This window comes from Spongiibacter sp. IMCC21906, from assembly GCF_001010805.1.
Lineage (GTDB): Bacteria > Pseudomonadota > Gammaproteobacteria > Pseudomonadales > Spongiibacteraceae > Spongiibacter.
Genome location: NZ_CP011477.1, coordinates 676,490 through 695,369, shown reverse-complemented (window position 1 = coordinate 695,369; position 18,880 = coordinate 676,490). Strand labels below are relative to the sequence as shown.

Below are 18,880 nucleotides of genomic sequence, written 5' to 3'. Positions count from 1 at the left end.
AAGGCCCTTGCCCTTTCCAGCCGAAAGAGGCAAGGCTGCCGTCCTTAAAACTCAGCGTGCCGGGGTACCCTTGGAAAAGGAATCGCATCCCGCACGTTTTCCATACCGGTTATATAATTGAGCAAGCGCTCAAAGCCCAAGCCAAACCCCGCATGGGGCACCGTGCCGTAACGGCGCAAATCCCGATACCAGCCCAAACCGTGTACATTCTGCTCAGCCATGCGGGCATCCAACACATCTAAACGCTCTTCCCGCTGACTGCCACCAATAATTTCGCCAATTCCCGGCGCCAGCACGTCCATGGCGGCAACGGTTTTACCGTCATCATTCATGCGCATATAAAACGCTTTAATCTCTTTGGGATAGTCGGTCACCACTAGCGGGCCGCCTATATGCTGCTCGCAGAGAAAACGCTCATGTTCCGATTGCAAATCGGCGCCCCACTTCACCGGATACTCAAATTTTTGCCCCGAGGTCTCGAGGATTTTTACCGCCTCGGTATAGGTCATGCGCGCAAAGCCTGTTTCCGCCACTTGCTGCAATCGCGCCAATACGCCCTTGTCGATAAACTCATTAAAGAATGCCAAATCCTCCTGACACTGCTCCAGAACCTGCCCCAACAAATAGCGGAGAAAATCTTCGGCCAATGCGGCATCGTCATTTAAATCGGCAAACGCAATTTCCGGCTCTACCATCCAAAATTCTGCCAAGTGGCGACTGGTATTGGAGTTTTCCGCCCGAAACGTAGGACCAAAGGTATAGACCTTCGACATCGCCAGCGCATAAGCCTCGGCGTTGAGCTGGCCCGACACGGTTAAAAATGCCTCCCGGCCAAAAAAGTCTTCACCGAAATCCACCCCGCCTTTTTCGTCTCTGGGCAAATTCATAAAATCCAGCGTCGATACCCTAAACAGCTCTCCAGCACCCTCGCAATCACTGGCGGTGATAAGCGGACTGTTAATCCACTGAAAACCCCGCTCAAAGAAATAACGATGAACGGCATTAGCCAAGACCGTGCGCACCCGAGTGATCGCGCCAAAGGTATTGGTTCGCGGGCGCAAATGGGCCACGCTGCGCAAATACTCAAAGCTGTGGCGTTTTTTGGCCACCGGATAACTATCAGGGTCATCCACCAAGCCCACTACCTCGACCTTGGCAGCTTGAATCTCCACCGCCTGCCCCTTGCCTTGGGACGCAACCAGCTCGCCCTCAACAATAACGGAGCAACCCGCAGTAAGCTGCAGCAGTTCGCGCTGATAGTTTTCTAACTCACCGGGCAAGACAGCCTGAATGGCAGCGTGGCAAGAGCCATCGTGCACGGCCAAAAAAGAGAACCCGCCCTTAGAGTCACGTCGGCTACGCACCCAGCCTTTAACCGTAACCGCTGAACCTATCTCCGCTTCGCCAGCTAATAGCGCCTTGATCGAATATACGGTCATATCCCTCCCCTTAAAAACTGTCATCGCGCTTTCAAAATTAGTCGGCATTATAGCCATGGTAACGGCTTATGAATAAGCATGAGCGCAGCAACTTTAGGGTAGCTCAACATAAATACCCCGCCGCCGACTTTAAGCGTCGCGCGATAAAGACTACAGTAGTCACGGCCCCGACACTTTTGGACCTCTCATGCTCGCCGATAATTTTGTTGCACACCGCGGCTGGCGCCAGCACTACCCAGAAAATACCTTACTCGCTTTGCGTCAGGCTATTCGTGCTGGCGCGGTAAATATTGAACTGGACGTGCAGCTCAGCGCAGACCAAGATGTTTTTGTTTTTCACGACGCCAGCCTAGAACGACTCTGCCAGCAACCCGGCATGATTTGGGATTACCCAGCGGACACCCTGCTCAGCTTTCGAGCGGGTGAGGCCATCCGTTTTGGCGATCAATTTGCTAACAACCCGATGTGCCCACTGAGTGAAGTGGTATCACTGTTGCAAGAGTTTCCCAAGGTCACAGCGTTTGTAGAACTGAAGGCCGAAAGTATTCGCCACTTTAATGTGAGCACTGTCGTGGCGGCGGTATGTCGGATTTTAAAACCAGTTGCCCAGCAATGTGTGCTGATCAGCTTTGAGCTGGACGCATTATTGCTAGCAAAAAACCAAGGCTGGCAGCGACTCGGCGCTGTTTTTGATTATTGGCCAGATTGGCAATTAGCCTCGCTGGCCAAGCTTAATCCCGAAGTGGTGTATTGCGATCGCAACTGCATACCCACCGACGCCGACCTCCGCGCACTTCCCTGGCCCATTGTGGTCTATGAAGTGGGCACTGGCGTAGAGGCAAAAACGTGGTTTGATCGCGGCGCCAGCGCCGTTGAGACCTATCTTATTGGAGAATTACTACAGGAGTTTAATCTTGTCTGAGCAGCATATTGAAACCGAAGTAGCCGTCATTGGCGGCGGTGTTCAAGGCGCAGGAATTGCACAAGCTGCCGCTGCCGCCGGCTACAAAGTGACGATATTTGAACGTCACCACTGGGCCGCAGGCACCTCTCAACGCTCCAGCAAACTGATTCATGGCGGCTTGCGCTACCTGGAAACCGGGCAAATCCCCTTGGTGTACCACAGCTTGCGGGAACGCGCGCGCCTACTGAAGAATGCGCCAGAACTGGTTAAACCCGTGAAATTTTTTATTCCTATCTACAAAGACACCAGCCGTCGTCCCTGGCAAATCCGCGCGGGCCTGAGCCTTTACTACATTCTCAGCGGTGGCGGCCCGCTGGCGCGTTTCCGCAGTTTGCCCAAGGCCGAGTGGGAACAGCTGGACGGTTTAAGCACCGATGGCTTGCAAGCGGTTTTTCAATACTGGGATGGCCAGACCAACGATAAACTTCTCACCGAAGCGGTCATTCGCTCCGCCCAGGAAATGGGCGTGACCACCTTGGCCAGCGCAGAACTGATGGAAGCCAGCAAAACTGACGATGGCTACCTGCTCAATATTCGCACGCTGGAAGGAAAAATAAACTGCCGCTGCAAATGTTTGGTGAATGCTGGCGGTCCCTGGATTAACGATATTGCCAAACGCATAGAATCTGACACCACCCCCAAAGCCATCGATTTAGTCAGGGGAAGCCATATTCTAGTGAATAAAAAGCTGGATAACGGCGTGTTCTATATGGAGTCGCCCAAAGATGGTCGAGCCGTCTTTGCGATGCCCTGGGGCGACAAAGCACTGATAGGCACCACCGAAGTGGTTCACCAAGAAAGCGCGGATGCTGTCACCCCCAGCAACGAAGAGCTTAGTTACCTGCAAGAAACCTTCGGGCACTTTTTCAAAAATGACGACGCCACGATTGTTGACAGCTGGGCAGGCTTACGGGTGCTTGCCAAATCCGACGAGCTCGCCAATAAACGTGACCGAGATACGTTCTTTTTGTGCGACGACCCCAAGCAGGCCTCTCTCATTGCCGTCTACGGTGGCAAGCTCACCAGCTACCGCCACACGGCAGAGCGAGTGATGGACTACATTATCAAAAGCCTTGGCAAAAGAGAGAATGTAGCTGATACCCGCACATTGCCGTTGAGCCCCTTGCCCCAAAGCAGCGAACAAAGCAGCTAGCGGCAGCAAATGTTACCGCCTTTTAATAATGGAAAAGCTTGTTTACTTTCTATTAAAAGGCGGTGATCCCGCCAAAAAATATTATTAAGCTATTGATTTAAATAGATATAATCTAAATCCACCCCATCCAAAATCCGCAGCAATGGCTTCTGGCCCACACCAATACATAAATTTTACGTAACCATAGGTAACACTTTATCCCCGTATACTGGATACCAGTGAAGCACAAAACCTAGGAGTTACATTATGTCACAAGAGAAACTGCTTACTTACGCACAGAATTCCGACGTTGCCGCCGAAATCGCTGCTAGATTCAGCCTATTTCTAGGTGTTACCGTCGTGGTCGCGGCCTGCTTGATCAGCCTCGTTTAACACCGAAGACCAGCTGCCCGGCACACCACTGACCGATACGCCAGCAGGTCAGTGGCAAGACGGCCATTGCTCCTCACAACGGTGGGCGTTATTTTGTTAGCTAAAATAACAACACCGTGAGAGGAAATGGCCCATGCGCGATCTGCAGCAGTGGCTGGACGAGTATAGCGAGTCCCACCAAAATCCGCGCAACAAGCGTATTCATTACTGGTGTGTTCCGGCAATTGTCGTCTGCACTGTGGCGCTACTGTGGCTGATACCCCTTCCCTACACTGACGCCAATATCGGTCAGCTACTGCTGATTTTTGCGATGGGTTTTTATGGCCTATTGTCGCTCAGACTAGCCCTTGCAATGCTACCTTTTATGCTCGCCATCGCTGTGGGCATTATGGCGTATCAGGCGCATATCGAGCTGGCGCTATGGATTCCCGCAGGCGTTATTTGGTTGATTGCGTGGTATTTTCAGTTTGTGGGCCACAAGGCCGAGGCCAAACAGCCGTCTTTTTTCACCGACGTTTTATTTTTATTAATTGGTCCATTGTGGATATTAGCGGCGCTTATGCAACGATTGGGGATGCGCTACCACTAGTTAGTCGCTGCTCGTTTTGTGCAGCGTATTTTTGCACAACACATGCACATAGCGACCAAGGGCCCAAAAGGGTTCCTGAGCACCATACTGCCATTCGATGGCCTCGACATCGTCGTAGCTACGGGCATCGCGAATGGCCCGTGGCATTAGGTCATAAACCAAACGTATACCCCGCTTGGCCTGCACCTCAAGGCCCAGCTGCTGTAGCTGATCAATAACTTCGTGGGGTCGCCGGGGCGAAGGCGGCGTGAAACTCCCCGGATGCCCCGCAAAAGCCTCGTCCCGAAGCTTATAGAGATTGCCCTTGCCAATATTGCTCAACACCAAGGCATTGAGGTTATAAAACATCAGCGACAATACACCACCAGGTTTCAGGCAACGTTTGAGCGCTGCCAGCAAAGCCGGCCCGTCCTCGACCCATTCCAACACAGCGTGACAGACGATGACATCAAATCGCCCAGCCATAGCTTGCTGTGCAGCCACGTCCTGAATCGATTGCTGAAGAACCGTCACCCTCTCCGCCGCAGAATGACTGGCTAGCTCCAGTGTAAAGCCGTCTGCCATTTCACCCGAAAGGTCACTGTAAAGTAATTGATGACCTAACTCTGCCAAGCGCAGGCTCATCTGCCCCAAGCCACCACCGGCATCCCAAATGTGTAACGGCGCCTCGCCTTTCAAGCCAGGAAGCTGCTCCAACAATTCCCGCCAGCACAAGGCCAGCCGCAGCTGTCCCTTGGGGCTATCGTAAATATTTTTACGAAACCGCTGACTTAATCCGTCAAAACTACGATCTTTGTTGGTCATCTGGAAGACTGGCTGCATCAAAACAGGGAGCAGCGGAGAATACGGGGAATTCAGGCGAAAAAAAAGCCAGAGCAATGCTCTGGCTTTTAATGTTTAAGACTTCCTTGTGTCGCACGCAATCCATTGCGCGCCGAGGTCTTCCTGACAGCGGCTATTATGCCCTAGGCACAAATACTTAATAGGCGACATTCCCTACAGGCCTTGTGAGACATATCTCACAAGCAGTCACTATTTGATCTGCTAGGCATCTAAATCGGGAATCAATGCGTTTTTTATCCAGCTGATATTGTCTTTCAGCCGCAGCTTTTCTTTTTTAAGCCGCTGCAACAGCAGCTGATTTTGATAAGGGTTGTCTGAAAGTAGCTTTATTTCTTCGTCCAATGAGCGATGCTTACGCTGTAATTCCAGCAATCGCGCACTTAGAGACGTTGGGGATTCCATGTAAGGTCGCCTTATGCAACACTGCTAGCAATGTCACCGTTTTACCTGCTGCCAGACCTTGGCACAAGCCCCTTTATAAATTTATCCTTGAAGCTCGCGCTCAGCCAACACTCGTTCCACCGTATCGACAATGGCCTGGGTTTGCCTATCCACTTCAATATTCACCCGACTACCGACCCCCAAACGACCTAAATTGGTACTGCGCAGGGTCTCAGGAATCAGGCAGACCGACATAATTCCGCTTGTTTTTTCTAGCTCGGCCACAGTGAGACTGCAACCGTGTAAACCAATAAAGCCTTTTGCAAAAACATACTTCATTAAGTCACTGGGCAATTTAAACCGTAGCGTGCAATTATTCTCTGGCTGCTCTATAGCGACCAATTCTGCCGTGGCATCAACGTGGCCAGAAATTAAATGCCCACCTATCTCTGCCCCCTGCTTTGCCGAACGCTCCACATTCACGTACTGCCCCTCTTCAAGGTCACCCAATGTGGTCAACGACAAGGTTTGCTGCATGGCATCAAAGCTCACCAAGGCGCCGTCAATTGACGTCACCGTCATACAGACACCATCAATACCCACGCTAGCGCCAATATCTAAGCCTTCCAGCAACACCGCAGGCAAGGTCAGCGAGAGGCTATTCAAGCCCGGACGACGACGAATCTTGGTCACTGTATAAGCACCATGAACAATTCCGGTATACATTAAACTCTGTTCTCCTGAGCAAATTTGCCCGCATTCTTTAAGGGTCGCACTATAACACTAGCCGCCAATTATTATGGCCACCGAATCCACCACAGCCACCCCGCATCAAAGTGCATAACTGGGTGATAGCAGCTTGGCATGAGAGCTGCTAGCATTCTGTATATTCAGCTTGCCCACAAAGGGCAACTCCGCACACCGACATAACAGGGCAGTACAATGAAACGGGTTATTTTCAATCAAAAAGGGGGCGTAGGCAAAACCAGTATCAGCTGCAACCTTGCCGCTATCAGCGCATCGAAGGGCTTCAAAACGCTAGTGATTGACCTGGATATTCAAGGCAATAGCAGCGAATACTTGCTGGGAGAGCAATATCGAACCCTTGAAGACAACGCTGCCGACTTCTTCAAACAAAAGTTGTCCTTGTTTGGCAAAGCCAAAGAAGCTGGCGACTTCATTTACCAAACCGAGTTTGAAAACCTGTTTGTCATGCCGTCAAACCCCGAACTAGCGGTAATCGAACGGGAGCTGGAATCCCGCCATAAAATTTACAAACTCAGAGATGCCCTCAATAAGCTAGAAAGCGAGTATGAGCACATCTACATTGATACCCCACCGGCGCTGAATTTTTACAGCCGCTCGGCGCTAATCGCTGCAGATACCCTGGTGATACCCTTCGACTGCGACAGCTTTTCTAAGGTCGCACTAATAGGCCTGTTAGAAACGGTTGAAGAAATTCGCGAGGATCACAACCCAGAGCTGGGTTTGGACGGCATTGTCGTCAATCAATTTCAAACCCAGGCCAAGCTGCCCCAGCAATTGATTGCCGAAATGATTGAAGAGGGGCTGCCCGTTTTTGATCAATACCTGAGCAGCTCAGTAAAAATGAAGGAATCACGCAGCCAGCAAACGCCGCTGATCTACTTGGCCCCATCCCATAAGCTAACGCAACAGCTCTGCGCCCTTCACGATAGCTTGGGCGAACTCATGGAGGCGAGACGCGCCAAATCGGCTTAAACGAAATACCAAGGCCAGCCTCTGATCAGCATTAAGGGGCTGGCGTACCCAAGCCAATATTGCCAGATTTGTTCACCGTAATATCGCCCACACCAAAATTCTCAACGGCAGCGGTGAGACTCAGTTTGTAATCAAGATCTCCCGTCGTCGACATCAAGCTGCGAATCAAGCCCAATCCACTCAGCAAGTTCACGTCCACCGGCACCACAATATTGGCCCGGTCATTGGCCGGTATCATCAGCGCCTCATTAAAACGCCCACCTGCCAGAGAGTTACCTGCCAAGCTAATGGTATAGCGTAAACGACCCAGATTCAGGGCAAAAGCATTGGGGTTATCTAACTGCAAACCAACCAGAAGCTGCTGCTGAAAGCCATTGGACGTCCCCATATTTAAGCTGGTAATAGCCACGTTGGGCTTTTCAATCGGATTGAGTGCAGAACAGGCTGACAACAACACCAGCAATGCTAGAGCATAGAGTCTTTTCACAAGAGATCTCCCGCAGTATTCAGCGGCACATAGAAATGAACTTCAGAATAAAGCTCACCTAAAAATAACGAGCTGCTCGCCAGGAGCGAGCAGCTCAAAGGGTTGAGGCTAATTACTGCGCAGGCAGCATTTCAATCTCAACGCGGCGGTTTTGCTCACGACCGCTTGCTGTACTGTTGTCAGCAATCGGATCACGCGGGCCATAACCTACGGTGCGAATACGCGATGCGGCCACGCCTTGATTCATAAAGTAGCGACCAACGCTGCTGGCACGATCTTCAGACAATTTCTGGTTAGTCTGAAAGCTACCCGTTGAGTCGGTGTAACCGTTAATCTGCATAAGGGTTTTATTAAACTCTTTAGCAACCAAGACAACGCTATCCAGCACAGACGTAAAGCCGCCCTTCACTGCAGAGCTACCAGTATCAAAGGTGATATTGCCCGGCATAATCAGCTTAATGGTATCGCCAATACGCTGAACACCCACGCCAGTCCCTTCCAGGCGAGCCCGCAGTTTAGCTTCTTGACGGTCCATATAGTAACCGTAGCCACCGCCGGCTGCTGCGCCCGCTGCCGCGCCGATAATAGCGCCTTGCTCGCGGTGATCTTTATCAGAAACAGCGGCACCCAATACGGCACCACCTAAGGCACCCCATCCAGCACCTTTAGCCGTATTACTGGTTTTCTTCTCACCAGAGTACGGATCGATAGTACACGCAGTCGCGAATACTGCTACTGCCAGAACGGCCATCCAACGGCTGGCTTGTAATGCTTTCATGTGTAACCCCCTTGTGCGGTTTTAGTTTTCTTCCTGATAGCTTCAATAGTGACACAACGCCTGTTAAAAAAAACATAGCATTATTCACAGCTTTTGAATCATGTCACTGAGTCTATGCCGATCTTATTAAGCTTATGACCAAAATATTACACAACAGTTGCAACGATATTGAGACGTGGATGCGTGCAGCCAGTTATTGCACCCAATGTATCCTTTAACCATTCCCTTTTAAAGACGCGGGTTTTAATGGGATAGGCGGTGACCACTTCCCGTCGCCATCGGCATCAAGAAAAATAGGATTGCTCACCGCTAAAGGTTCCAGCTCCGGAAGCAGCTGCTTATAAGCTGCACTTCCTTTACCTTTAACCTCAACCACGATGTACGCATCTTGTTGGCTGATCAGCTCAATAACCGCGTGATCACCCGCTGCCGCGTCAGTGCTGCGATACAGTTCACCGTTAACCCAAACATTCAAGGTATCTACCGGCACCCAGCTTGCCGCTTCAATTTGCACATGTAGCTCTGCACGTTTCGCCTTGAGCACATCGCCCAAACGCGCTTCGTCACCTTCGCCGTTGCGCATCACCACATCAATTAACGGGCCCGTGGTAAAAAAGCTACGGCCCTCAAGCAAGGCTTGGGTAAAGTCAGCCTCGGAAACCGGCAGCGCTCCATGACTGGGCATGTAAATGTAATTTCGAGGCGCGGCCACCGGACTGTGTAAATCATGCGAGTCACTATTGCCCGTGGCGGTACGCACCGCACCCTGATTCAATAACGAAAACCAATCCTTGCGTAATTGCGCATAAACCGAAAACTCCGAGCCATTAAGCACCTCAATAACATCAAAATCGATATCTCTAAAGCCGCTGCGTTGATCTACCTCGAGCAAACTTCGATTAATATCCGCCACCAACAGCTGATCGGGGTCGTAGTTGCTGCCGATGGAAAGGTGATCAAAAAAGGCCAGATCCGCGTCGATACCAGGCATGGCTCGCGGGTGATTAAGCTGAAATACCGCCTCGGGCCAGTGCTGTTTAGCCCCGGCAATCACCTCTCTCAAACGCTGATTTTCAACCGGAATAATGCCACCGGAATACTCCTTTGCTTCAGCCTTAACCGGAAACACATTACTATGACCAATGGTAAAGGGCGCCGAGGCACTTCGAGCCAAACCGGTCAATTCCGTGCCTGTCACGACCTGAACCTGATCCGTCAGTGCCATTTTCTCGGGGTAATCCTGATAATCCACAATCCGATTATGCTCACTGGCTACCAGTAGCTCTGCCCCTTGGGCGACAAAGCTGCGCAACCGCTCAGAAAATGGCAGCGTGCTATCAAAACTGGCCCCGCTATGCACATGAAGGTCGGCGCTTAACCAATCTTCCCCTTGCCATATCCGCTTGGGCGCCACCATCGGCAACACGCTGGTCATACCCGGAATAATGGTTAGCAGGTACTCTTGGGTTTCGTACTCAATACCCCGGCTGCCGATAACCCGATATTGCCCAGGCGGCAAATCCAATAACAACGGATCACTGTCAACACCTGCTAAATCAACCCGATTTCGATACATCGACCCATGCACCGGCAGAGCATTCTCGGTAAAGCCCAGCAAGTCCCGGCCAAATTCAGGATTTGGGGTATCGCCAATACCAAAAAAAGTCATACTCATTGCTTTGCCCTGGGGCAATTGCAACTGACCTTTCTTTTTAAAGAACCAGCGACCGCTATCGTTGCGGGCATCGCTGATATTGAGCTCTCGGGTCATCTCCTGCCCCCAGGGGGCCGTCGCTTTTAACCTGACGCGACTCGTGCCCTTGGGTAACCGGATACTAAAACTGCCGTCCTTATCCACCCTCGTCTGACTGACAGGCCGCTCGTTCTGATCCCACACCGCAAAGCTCACCCCCGGATGGTTGCTATAACCCCGAAGCTGAGCACCACGGTAAATCTGATCAGTCACACTGGCCACATCGGCACGACCACCCAGCAAGACTTGAAAGCTCGCAATCAGCCGTTCACCTTGCTCAATATCCATAAACTGGTTTTGCAGCATGGACATCCAATTCAATTTGTCACTATTGAGCCAGAGCGGCCGACTCATCCAACCGTGCAAACTGTAATTGGGGAACACCGCCAAAAATCGCGGCAAGGTTTGCCGGCTGCCATTGGCTTTTATCAACTCGGCGGAGCGTAGCTGCACCCCGTAACTGATGGCAGATTCATAATTGTCCGACCCCACCAAGATATTCCAGTCACTGGCTTTGAGGCCGTTGATTAAAGAACTGATACTGCTGCGATCTATTTCCGGATGCTGAAAGCCCAGGGTGGCTTCAGGCGTGTAACTAGACAGCGAGAAAGGAGTGAGACTGCGCTGGGAATACAGGGTAAACAGGCCACTCATACGCACCGCGCGACCATCGCCAATGCGAAGAATCTGCACCTCAATATCGAGGGCATCGCTATCTTCTCTGAGCCGGTAGTGAATGGTCTGTCGCAAACCATCCGCCTCGCCTACTGTCGTGATTTCAGCGTAACCGTCGGTGACTTCGGCAGAGATTTTTTGGTTAATGATGGCGGTTTCTTTGGCAAGGCCGGTGAGCATATTCGCGTAGGTCCACTGGTCGTTAGCCCCATCGCAAGAAAATACATCGACCAAGGTGCCACCACCGCCAACAATGCCACCATCGTGGCCAATATCACTGACCGCAGCGCAAACCTTGCCATTGGACAACCACCAGTCGCCCACCCCCGCCACGGCGTCGGGGCCACCTCTCGGAAAGCTATCCAGCCTCCTTTCTCGAATCTGCTCCGCTCTTAACAGCGAGCTGCTCTCAGGCTCATCAACCGCCGTCAGAAACGCTTCCAGCTTTGCCTTTAATTCGGCCGGCGTACTTTCCTGTGGCGTCTCAGCCCAAACCGGCATAGACAAAACCAGCAAAGCGGTCACTTTTAACATCCGGTACAACATCATCTGCTTTAAGCCGCCATCACAAATAAAGACACACAGGAGAAAAAGCCAACAATAAAACTCAGCGACCGCAAAATGTCTAAATTACAGATATAAAACACGGGATAGAGCAACCGCGCGACAATAAATATCACCCCGGCGATATCCGCTTTAGTTTGATCCAGGCCAGCAAGATAAGCCACTACCACCGCAGCAACAAAAACAGGCAATGCCTCCCAAGCATTTTGCTGGGCTGCCACTGCCCGGGCACCCGCGCCTTCCATTGCCGCACTTTGCGTTCTCGGGTGTTTATTATCGATAGATCCAAACTGCTGATACCGATACCAGCTACTAAGCCACGCCGTTAAAACAGGCAGTAAGCAGGCAACAAAAACACACCAAAATGCGATAGTCATGCTGAGACCTTCCTTTAAATTATTTTGGTTTTCATCATTCACGCACCAAAACCGCGCGGCATAAAGATAAACAGCTGCCGGGACAACGAATAGCCTCAGTGTTGAATAACCATGCTTTCCCTGTTGTTATCGATTGACCATAATCTCGGCCATTTCTTCAGGTAACACCTTCAGCAGAAAATGCTCCGCATCCTGCTGGCGACCAACACCCAGTGCAAATTGCGATTCTAAAAACGCATACACCGCCAAGGTGGTGAGCCATTGCTGGCGCACAGGGTTCATGGCTTTGGCAAAATCTTGTTGCTCACATAAATCTGTCGGTGCCTGGATGCCACCCAGCCCCTCGCCCATGGTGTCTTGCCACGCTGGATTATTAGATTGAGCCAGTTCGCTACGCAACTGATTGCAACCTAACCAGTCAGGATTATCCAGCCAACGTAAATACCGACTCAAGGCGGTGAAACCTGTGTGCGAAGCATTCTCCATTCGCACCAGCACCGCACCCGGCACCCGCTGGGGTATATCCGCCGCATTGCGCTGGTAGTTCACCATGGCATCATCCGGGGCGGCAATCATCATAAAGGGAAGTTGGCGCCCCGTAAAAAAGGCATGAGGCAAACCATAACTCGGCCCCGCGATCGACACGACGGCCTTTACTCTAGAGTCACCCAATTGGGGATGGTAACCGGCCAATGTGCTTGTTAAGCCCCCCAAGGAAAAGCCAACAAGCGCGATGCGGTTTGCGTCCACCGCAGCAAAAAACTGGTGGCCACGCTGCTGATTCCAAGACAAAAACTGATCCAGCAAAAAGCGAATATCACCCAGTTGATTTGCCACATCATTTACTGAAGGGCCCCCCGGCGCACCAAAATGACTAAGGGGGTAATCCATCGCCGCAACGATATAGCCATGACTGGCAAGGTGCTCAGCCAGATAACTACCGCCACTGCGCATCGACATAAAACCATGGCTATAGATCACCAGTGGATGCGGTAGATCCAGACGCTTGGGATGCCAGATGCGGGTTTTTAATACGCGTTGATCGCTGCCCGCATAATCACCATTGGCCGGTGTCGGGCGGGTACTATCAACTAAACTAACATCAAAATAACTGCTGTCTTCAGGGCCACTTTTTAACCACTGTCGACTTTGGGAGGATTTTGGCAGTGGGTCGGGCAAGCCGCCAAACTCGACGTAAGCCCAACCTGCAATAAGCAGGAGTAAAAAAATTACCAGCGCGCGTTTAAACATTCCATTTTGCAGCCCAAATTATAAGGCCCTTTAAGTTAACAAGGCTGCTTCTGAGACTCCACTCCTTATTTTAAAGCCGTTATAACAAAAACGACCGCCATGCCATTGGCAAAGCAGTCGTCAACGTTTGGTGAGCAGCCCACCAGGGCACAAACAACAGCGGTATAAGCGTGGCGATTAGTGCTCTACAAACGCTCGCTCAATCGCGTATTCGCCCAAGATACCTTTGCGGGTTTCTTTAAATCCGGCGGCATCAAGTAATAAGCCACTGTCTTTCAGCATGGCCGGACTGCCACACAGCAAAAACCGATCATGTTCAGTATCCAGCGCTGGCAAGCCAATATCACGCATCAATTTACCGCTGCTGATCAAGTCAGTGAGCCGTCCCCGATTCACATAAGCCTCGCGGGTGACGGTGGGATAGTAAATTAACTTTTCTCGCACGGCTTCGCCAAAATATTCATGGTTGGGCAAGTGGTCATTGATAAATTCTTGATACGCCAGTTCGTTTTCATAACGCACGCCATGGGTCAGAATAATTTTATCAAAGCGCTCATAAACGTCAGGGTCTTTGATAATACTCATAAACGGCGCCAAGCCCGTTCCCGTGGCCAACAAATATAGGTTTCTGCCGGGAAGGATATTATCGACCGTCAAAGTGCCGGTAGGCTTGCGGCTGACCAGCACTTCATCGCCCACTTGGATATTTTGCAGTTTTGATGTTAACGGACCATCGGGCACTTTAATGCTGAAAAACTCCAGCTCTTCCTCATAGTTGGCACTGACAATGCTGTAAGCGCGCATCAGCGGCCGATCTTCCTGTTGCAGGCCAATCATGGTGAAATGGCCGTTTTCAAAACGAAAGGAGGGGTCACGGCTGGTTTTAAAGCTGAACAGGGTGTCATTCCAATGATGAACACTCAACACTCGCTCTCGCATAATATTACTCATTGCAATCACTCCTAAAATCGTCGTTCTCGGGAATCTCCCCTTTGCTTGCCAATACTGTAAGGGCAGACTACCATATCGGCAAAATGATTTATTACGATATTAATAATCGGATTTACTGATATGCGATATACATTAAGACAGCTCGAAGTCTTTCTCGCCGCCGCCCACACAGAAAATATCACCCGGGCCGCCGAGCTTTTAGCCATGTCCCAGTCAGCCGCTTCCAGCGCCCTCAAGGACATGGAGCAGCAATTTTCCATTCAGCTCTTTGACCGCATAGGCAAGCGTTTACAGCTCAACGAGCTAGGCCGGGCGCTACGCCCACAAGCCGAGGCACTGCTGGAACAAGCCAAGGCGCTGGAACAGGGGTTTCGTCAGCACAACCAAATTGGCGAATTGAAAGTCGGCGCCACCCTGACAATTGGCAATTACATTGCCGTGGATATTACTGCCCGCTTTATCAATCAATACCCGTCTGCGCGCATTCATCTCAATGTTGCCAACACCGCCACCATCACCCAACAAGTGTTAAATTTTGATTTAGACCTCGGTCTTATTGAGGGTGAACTCCAGCACCCCGACCTCAAGGTCAGTCGCTGGCGAGAAGACGAACTGCAAATTTTCTGCAGTCCCGAGCACCCGCTAGCAAACAAAAGCAAGCTCAACGCCAAGGACTTATTAGCTGCAGAGTGGATATTGCGCGAAAGCGGTTCAGGGACCCGACAAGCTTTTGACCGCGCCATGTACGACCTGCTGCCAGATTTGGATATTCGCCTGGAACTACAACACACCGAAGCGATAAAGCGCGCCGTAGAAACCGGCCTGGGAATTGGCTGCCTGTCCAGAGTCTCGCTGCAAACCGCCTTCGACAGCGGCCGCCTGATACCACTCAATGCCCCAGACCGGGACTTTCGCCGCAGCTTTTACTTTATTTTGCATCGCCAGAAATACCTCAGCGAAGGCATTCTACGCTGGCTGGATATGTGCAAAGAAAGCTAAACCGTCAATCCGTGATACCCATTCGCTGCTGATAACGGAGCAAGGCCCCGTAAGAAGGCACAATCAACAACGCCAGTAATGCTGACACCAGCATGGTCGTCGTCATCGGCCACATTTGCTGGCTATGAAACTGGGTAGAGATCGCACTCACCACTGCGGCAATAAGGTATTGGCCACTGCCCAACAACGCCGATGCAATGCCGCTGTGATGGGGGAAAAACTGCAGCATACAGGCCTGAGAGTTACCCATGACCCCACCCAGCGCCCCCACCGCCAGCATCACCATTGGCACCACCAGCCACAACGGCGGATTAAATGCCGTCATCGCAAACAGCGCCAAACAAGCCAGAAACTGCAGAGCCACCGACGCCGTTAAAATGCGCGCCGACGCCATCCGGTTTAACAGTACGCGATTAACCCGGTTCAGCACCGCCAGCGTGGCGACATTACAGGCAAACAAGATAGAAAACGTACTCTCGCTCACCCCGTAGCTTTCGATATACACCAAGGAGGCGTTCGCCAAAAACGTCATCATCACACCAAAGCCCAAGCCCTGGGCCAACAAGTAGCGCATGGCAATGGGATTACCCAATACATATCGATAACGGGTTAATAAACTGCCCACCGCGGGCGACTGTGCCCGAGGCTGCACATGCAAGAAACGCCACGTAATAAGTCCCACCACCGCGGCATAGCTTGCCAACGCAAAAAACACGGCCCGCCAGCCACTTAAGGCATAAATCAGCGTGCCCACCGCCGGCGCGATTCCCGGCGCAATAATGGTAATCAGTGCAATCAACGCAAATAACTTGGCGGTCTCCTGACCTTCGGTGCGATCACGAATCATCGCGGGCACCACTACTGAGGCAAAGCCACCGCCCACCGCCTGAATAAACCGCGCCCCCCAAAATACGGCAATGGATTGGGTCGTAGCCAAGACAATACTGGCAACGCAAAACACCCCAAGCCCCCAAAACAAGACCGGCCGACGGCCACGATAATCACTCAATGGTCCGCCGATAAACTGGCCTAAACTCAAGCCCAAAATATAAATGCTAATCGTCAGGGCAATATCTTGCGTGGGCACACTCAAGGTGTCCGCAATGGCGGTAAAGGTAGGCAAATAAAGATCAATGGCCAGTGGCGAAAGCGCAAATACCAGCGCTAAAGTAGCGGCCAATCGGGTAGAGGACATACGGGGGGAAACTCACAGAATGTATCGCAAAATAATAGTAGATGGATTTTATCTTTCTGGCAAGATAAAATCCATCTACTATTCACAACCAGTATTTACCAATTAGGCGGCGACAAACGTGGACGACAGACGAATTAGCATTGACGAATTAAGACAGCAGCAACAGGACAACTGGCCTGAAATGCACGCTGCCAGCAAGCCTGCACTGCTGCGTTTTCTTCGTTTGAGTGATTATGTGCTCCGGGAAGGCGCGAGAACGCTGCAACAAGTCAATCTTCTCTCCGCCGAGTTTGATGTACTGGCCGCATTGCGCCGCCAGCCCCCACCCCACACCATCAGCCCAACCGAATTGTGCCGAGCCTTGTTGATCAGCTCAGGAGGGCTGACCAAGGTGTTGTACCGGCTGCAAGACCAACAACTCATCAGTCGTCCAAACAATCCCAGTGATGGCCGCAGTTTATTGGTGGCACTGACAGAAACAGGAAAGCAACGCGTCGAAGCAGCGACCGTAGAATTAATGGGCCTGCATCACCGCCAAATCAATATGCTGGACGACGCCGAGCAAGACACTTTAAACACGCTGCTTGAAAAAATGTTGCAGAAAGCCGCCGAGCGAGCCGCGGCTAACTGAACCAGCCGCGGGTTTTTTTATTGCGGCGACTAGTAGCGCCAGCGCAACCGCCAAAAGAAGTCCGCCTCCATATCGCCACCGCGGCGCTCATCAGTTACGTCTTCATGCAGAGACGCCGCTGCCAACAGCTCGGTTTCAAAGCCTTTGGGGAGCGCGAGCTTCAAGCGCACCCCCGCATCGCTGAGACTTTGCGTCTCGCCAAGTGTAGAGCTGGCATCGACAAACTGACTGGCGCCGTACTCAAAAAATACCCCCGGCTCCCAATCCAGGCCCCACCACTGCTGCTTACTGCTTAGCTCCAGCTTGAGGTAGTAACCTGCATCGCCAATCAACACCCCCGGTAAATATGCCGACAAACTTTCCATGCCGCCAAGCACAAACTGCTGCTGCTGGGGCAACTGCTTATCGTCCGTCAACTGAGCCTGAAAGCTCGCATCCAACTGCAAGCCCGCAGTCAGATCTCGTTGATACGCAACTTGGGGCCGAAGAATCACAAATTCGGCAGAACGTTTACCGATACTAACGTCATTGCCAGACCCCGCATCAGAGTTCGTACCAAAGCTACCATCATCGTCGCCCAAGCCCACACTCAGCTCCAGCTCCGCTTTCAAAAACTGCGTAACATTCAGCTGATTTGCCCGAGATGAATACCGCAGCCCCACAGTGGCCGTTTCGTAGGACTCATCCAACAGCTCAGCACTGCTTCCCGCCAACTCAATCGACGAGTCAGTATGCTCAAGACGCTGAAATAAATTCAAGCGGCGCACCGGATTGCTGTACAGCACCTGCTCGCCGGTCAACGCCAACTCGGTGATTTCGGCATCCAGCTGGACTGACGCCGTATCCGGCTCGCAGCTGATTAACGGCGGCAGACAGATGCCCCCTAAAATGCCGCCCTCAGCCATGGTTATTTCAGGCTCACGCTCATAGCGGATATGACTGACATCAATGCCGTACAAGCCAAAAGTAAAGGGGTGATCTAAACGAAGCTCCAGCTGGTGGTACTGATCGCCATCCCCGGCCTCACCCAAATCTGGAAAGGCCGTTTGATACACCAGCGCCGCCTCGGTGCCGCTAGAAAATTGCTGCCGGAGGCCTGCAGCCCCAAAATAACGCCCTAAAAACCGGCTGCCGCGATTGCTGGCATCCAGTGTGAACTCACGGGGCTGATAGGCTGGCGCGTCTTGGGTTTGGAAGTTAAGAATGACCTGGTCATCAAAATGCTGTTCATAGCTAATATTGTAGCTAAGGCCCCGACGCTTGGCCTGCAGATCTGCCAGCACCCGGGCCCGATCAAACTCCGCCAGGCTCAAATCCGTATCGCCAATTAAAGATTGAAAATGACGAGTCACCTGAGGATCGCCCCGCAGGCCTTTCACAGCACTTTGGCTCACCAATACCGTCACCGTATTGCCGCTGCGAAAATACCGCAGACTCACCAGCAAATGACCCGCACTGTAATAGCGGCGCGTTAACGCGGTAATGGCCTCAGAAGGCGCCTTTGCCCGGTCCAGCACTGACTGCACTTGATCAGCAGAAAGCAAGGTATTACCCAAGACCTTAAGCTGAACCCCCGCGATGGTGGCGCTCACCACGGACGCCGAACTGTCAGCCACGGCATTTATTTCTTGCTGGCTCGCCAACTGGGGGGGCATCACCGGCGGCAAATCAATTGCCATCAAAATCTCCTTAGGGCCTGTTAACACTGACTGAATTGCCACTGCTGGCGGTCATTTTG

Annotated in this window: 19 protein-coding genes; 7 read left to right on the top strand and 12 right to left on the bottom strand. The window is 51.8% G+C overall.

The annotated features are described in order from the left end of the window. Positions 1-44: 44 nt before the first annotated feature. Complete coding sequence (gene asnS, locus IMCC21906_RS03165; RefSeq protein ID WP_047010957.1) at positions 45-1,439, bottom strand: asparagine--tRNA ligase; 1,395 nt, start codon at positions 1,437-1,439, stop codon at positions 45-47. A gap of 187 nt (positions 1,440-1,626) precedes the next feature. Between asnS and IMCC21906_RS03160 the strand changes: the two genes are divergently transcribed. From IMCC21906_RS03160 to IMCC21906_RS03150, 4 genes are all read left to right on the top strand, one after another. Beyond that, complete coding sequence (locus tag IMCC21906_RS03160) at positions 1,627-2,361, top strand: glycerophosphodiester phosphodiesterase family protein (protein ID WP_047010956.1); 735 nt, start codon at positions 1,627-1,629, stop codon at positions 2,359-2,361. Further along, on the top strand, positions 2,354-3,556 hold the full coding sequence (locus tag IMCC21906_RS03155) for a glycerol-3-phosphate dehydrogenase/oxidase (protein WP_047010955.1): 1,203 nt from the start codon (positions 2,354-2,356) through the stop codon (positions 3,554-3,556). The genes IMCC21906_RS03160 and IMCC21906_RS03155 overlap by 8 nt, the downstream gene beginning before the upstream one ends. A 246-nt stretch (positions 3,557-3,802) precedes the next feature. Beyond that, positions 3,803-3,928: a hypothetical protein gene (locus IMCC21906_RS17150; RefSeq protein WP_255353592.1), complete on the top strand. Its 126-nt coding sequence runs from the start codon at positions 3,803-3,805 to the stop codon at positions 3,926-3,928. Positions 3,929-4,061: 133 nt separating this feature from the next. Further along, a complete protein-coding gene (locus IMCC21906_RS03150) occupies positions 4,062-4,517 on the top strand; it encodes a DUF962 domain-containing protein (RefSeq protein ID WP_047010954.1) in 456 nt (151 codons plus the stop codon). On the opposite strand, the gene IMCC21906_RS03145 is transcribed toward IMCC21906_RS03150, so the two are convergent. The 3 genes from IMCC21906_RS03145 to IMCC21906_RS03135 all read right to left on the bottom strand — a co-directional run bounded on the left by IMCC21906_RS03145 (position 4,518) and on the right by IMCC21906_RS03135 (position 6,467). Next, positions 4,518-5,321, bottom strand: a complete 804-nt coding sequence (locus IMCC21906_RS03145) for a methyltransferase domain-containing protein (protein ID WP_047010953.1) — start codon at positions 5,319-5,321, stop codon at positions 4,518-4,520. It abuts the gene before it with no gap. 240 nt (positions 5,322-5,561) lie between these two features. After that, on the bottom strand, positions 5,562-5,762 hold the full coding sequence (locus IMCC21906_RS03140; RefSeq protein WP_047010952.1) for a YdcH family protein: 201 nt from the start codon (positions 5,760-5,762) through the stop codon (positions 5,562-5,564). A gap of 81 nt (positions 5,763-5,843) precedes the next feature. Further along, entirely contained in the window at positions 5,844-6,467 is a 624-nt protein-coding gene (locus IMCC21906_RS03135; protein ID WP_047010951.1) for a riboflavin synthase, read from the bottom strand. Between the two features lie 216 nt (positions 6,468-6,683). Between IMCC21906_RS03135 and IMCC21906_RS03130 the strand changes: the two genes are divergently transcribed. Next, positions 6,684-7,481 (top strand): ParA family protein, encoded by a 798-nt coding sequence (locus tag IMCC21906_RS03130; RefSeq protein ID WP_047010950.1) that lies wholly within the window; start codon positions 6,684-6,686, stop codon positions 7,479-7,481. Between the two features lie 31 nt (positions 7,482-7,512). Here the strand turns inward: IMCC21906_RS03130 and IMCC21906_RS03125 are convergent, their stop codons facing one another. From IMCC21906_RS03125 to IMCC21906_RS03100, 6 genes are all read right to left on the bottom strand, one after another. Further along, positions 7,513-7,968 (bottom strand): LEA type 2 family protein, encoded by a 456-nt coding sequence (locus IMCC21906_RS03125; RefSeq protein WP_047010949.1) that lies wholly within the window; start codon positions 7,966-7,968, stop codon positions 7,513-7,515. Between the two features lie 112 nt (positions 7,969-8,080). Continuing rightward, entirely contained in the window at positions 8,081-8,746 is a 666-nt protein-coding gene (locus tag IMCC21906_RS03120; RefSeq protein ID WP_082117329.1) for an OmpA family protein, read from the bottom strand. 214 nt (positions 8,747-8,960) lie between these two features. Beyond that, positions 8,961-11,723 (bottom strand): CehA/McbA family metallohydrolase, encoded by a 2,763-nt coding sequence (locus IMCC21906_RS03115; RefSeq protein ID WP_047010948.1) that lies wholly within the window; start codon positions 11,721-11,723, stop codon positions 8,961-8,963. 5 nt (positions 11,724-11,728) lie between these two features. Then, positions 11,729-12,115 carry an MAPEG family protein gene (locus IMCC21906_RS03110; protein WP_047010947.1) on the bottom strand — a complete coding sequence of 129 codons (387 nt, stop codon included), beginning with the start codon at positions 12,113-12,115 and terminating at the stop codon, positions 11,729-11,731. A 126-nt stretch (positions 12,116-12,241) separates the two neighbouring features. Further along, on the bottom strand, positions 12,242-13,366 hold the full coding sequence (locus IMCC21906_RS03105) for an alpha/beta fold hydrolase (protein ID WP_047010946.1): 1,125 nt from the start codon (positions 13,364-13,366) through the stop codon (positions 12,242-12,244). Positions 13,367-13,543: 177 nt separating this feature from the next. Beyond that, positions 13,544-14,317 carry a ferredoxin--NADP reductase gene (locus IMCC21906_RS03100; protein WP_047010945.1) on the bottom strand — a complete coding sequence of 258 codons (774 nt, stop codon included), beginning with the start codon at positions 14,315-14,317 and terminating at the stop codon, positions 13,544-13,546. A gap of 120 nt (positions 14,318-14,437) precedes the next feature. Between IMCC21906_RS03100 and IMCC21906_RS03095 the strand changes: the two genes are divergently transcribed. After that, complete coding sequence (locus tag IMCC21906_RS03095; RefSeq protein ID WP_047010944.1) at positions 14,438-15,316, top strand: LysR family transcriptional regulator; 879 nt, start codon at positions 14,438-14,440, stop codon at positions 15,314-15,316. A gap of 4 nt (positions 15,317-15,320) precedes the next feature. On the opposite strand, the gene IMCC21906_RS03090 is transcribed toward IMCC21906_RS03095, so the two are convergent. Next, positions 15,321-16,511: a multidrug effflux MFS transporter gene (locus tag IMCC21906_RS03090; protein WP_047010943.1), complete on the bottom strand. Its 1,191-nt coding sequence runs from the start codon at positions 16,509-16,511 to the stop codon at positions 15,321-15,323. A gap of 118 nt (positions 16,512-16,629) precedes the next feature. On the opposite strand from IMCC21906_RS03090, the gene IMCC21906_RS03085 reads away from it, so the two are divergent. Continuing rightward, a complete protein-coding gene (locus IMCC21906_RS03085) occupies positions 16,630-17,142 on the top strand; it encodes a MarR family winged helix-turn-helix transcriptional regulator (RefSeq protein ID WP_052763337.1) in 513 nt (170 codons plus the stop codon). Between the two features lie 29 nt (positions 17,143-17,171). On the opposite strand, the gene IMCC21906_RS03080 is transcribed toward IMCC21906_RS03085, so the two are convergent. Further along, positions 17,172-18,821 carry a ShlB/FhaC/HecB family hemolysin secretion/activation protein gene (locus tag IMCC21906_RS03080; protein WP_047010942.1) on the bottom strand — a complete coding sequence of 550 codons (1,650 nt, stop codon included), beginning with the start codon at positions 18,819-18,821 and terminating at the stop codon, positions 17,172-17,174. Between the last annotated feature and the right edge of the window lie 59 nt (positions 18,822-18,880).

Bases quoted from the DNA above. Each gene is read 5' to 3' on its own strand.
- asnS (WP_047010957.1), bottom strand. From the start codon at position 1,439: ATGACCGTATATTCGATCAAGGCGCTATTAGCTGGCGAAGCGGAGATA.
- IMCC21906_RS03160 (WP_047010956.1), top strand. From the start codon at position 1,627: ATGCTCGCCGATAATTTTGTTGCACACCGCGGCTGGCGCCAGCACTAC.
- IMCC21906_RS17150 (WP_255353592.1), top strand. From the start codon at position 3,803: ATGTCACAAGAGAAACTGCTTACTTACGCACAGAATTCCGACGTTGCC.
- IMCC21906_RS03150 (WP_047010954.1), top strand. From the start codon at position 4,062: ATGCGCGATCTGCAGCAGTGGCTGGACGAGTATAGCGAGTCCCACCAA.
- IMCC21906_RS03145 (WP_047010953.1), bottom strand. From the start codon at position 5,321: ATGACCAACAAAGATCGTAGTTTTGACGGATTAAGTCAGCGGTTTCGT.
- IMCC21906_RS03140 (WP_047010952.1), bottom strand. From the start codon at position 5,762: ATGGAATCCCCAACGTCTCTAAGTGCGCGATTGCTGGAATTACAGCGT.
- IMCC21906_RS03135 (WP_047010951.1), bottom strand. From the start codon at position 6,467: ATGTATACCGGAATTGTTCATGGTGCTTATACAGTGACCAAGATTCGT.
- IMCC21906_RS03130 (WP_047010950.1), top strand. From the start codon at position 6,684: ATGAAACGGGTTATTTTCAATCAAAAAGGGGGCGTAGGCAAAACCAGT.
- IMCC21906_RS03120 (WP_082117329.1), bottom strand. From the start codon at position 8,746: ATGAAAGCATTACAAGCCAGCCGTTGGATGGCCGTTCTGGCAGTAGCA.
- IMCC21906_RS03115 (WP_047010948.1), bottom strand. From the start codon at position 11,723: ATGATGTTGTACCGGATGTTAAAAGTGACCGCTTTGCTGGTTTTGTCT.
- IMCC21906_RS03110 (WP_047010947.1), bottom strand. From the start codon at position 12,115: ATGACTATCGCATTTTGGTGTGTTTTTGTTGCCTGCTTACTGCCTGTT.
- IMCC21906_RS03105 (WP_047010946.1), bottom strand. From the start codon at position 13,366: ATGTTTAAACGCGCGCTGGTAATTTTTTTACTCCTGCTTATTGCAGGT.
- IMCC21906_RS03100 (WP_047010945.1), bottom strand. From the start codon at position 14,317: ATGAGTAATATTATGCGAGAGCGAGTGTTGAGTGTTCATCATTGGAAT.
- IMCC21906_RS03095 (WP_047010944.1), top strand. From the start codon at position 14,438: ATGCGATATACATTAAGACAGCTCGAAGTCTTTCTCGCCGCCGCCCAC.
- IMCC21906_RS03090 (WP_047010943.1), bottom strand. From the start codon at position 16,511: ATGTCCTCTACCCGATTGGCCGCTACTTTAGCGCTGGTATTTGCGCTT.
- IMCC21906_RS03080 (WP_047010942.1), bottom strand. From the start codon at position 18,821: ATGGCAATTGATTTGCCGCCGGTGATGCCCCCCCAGTTGGCGAGCCAG.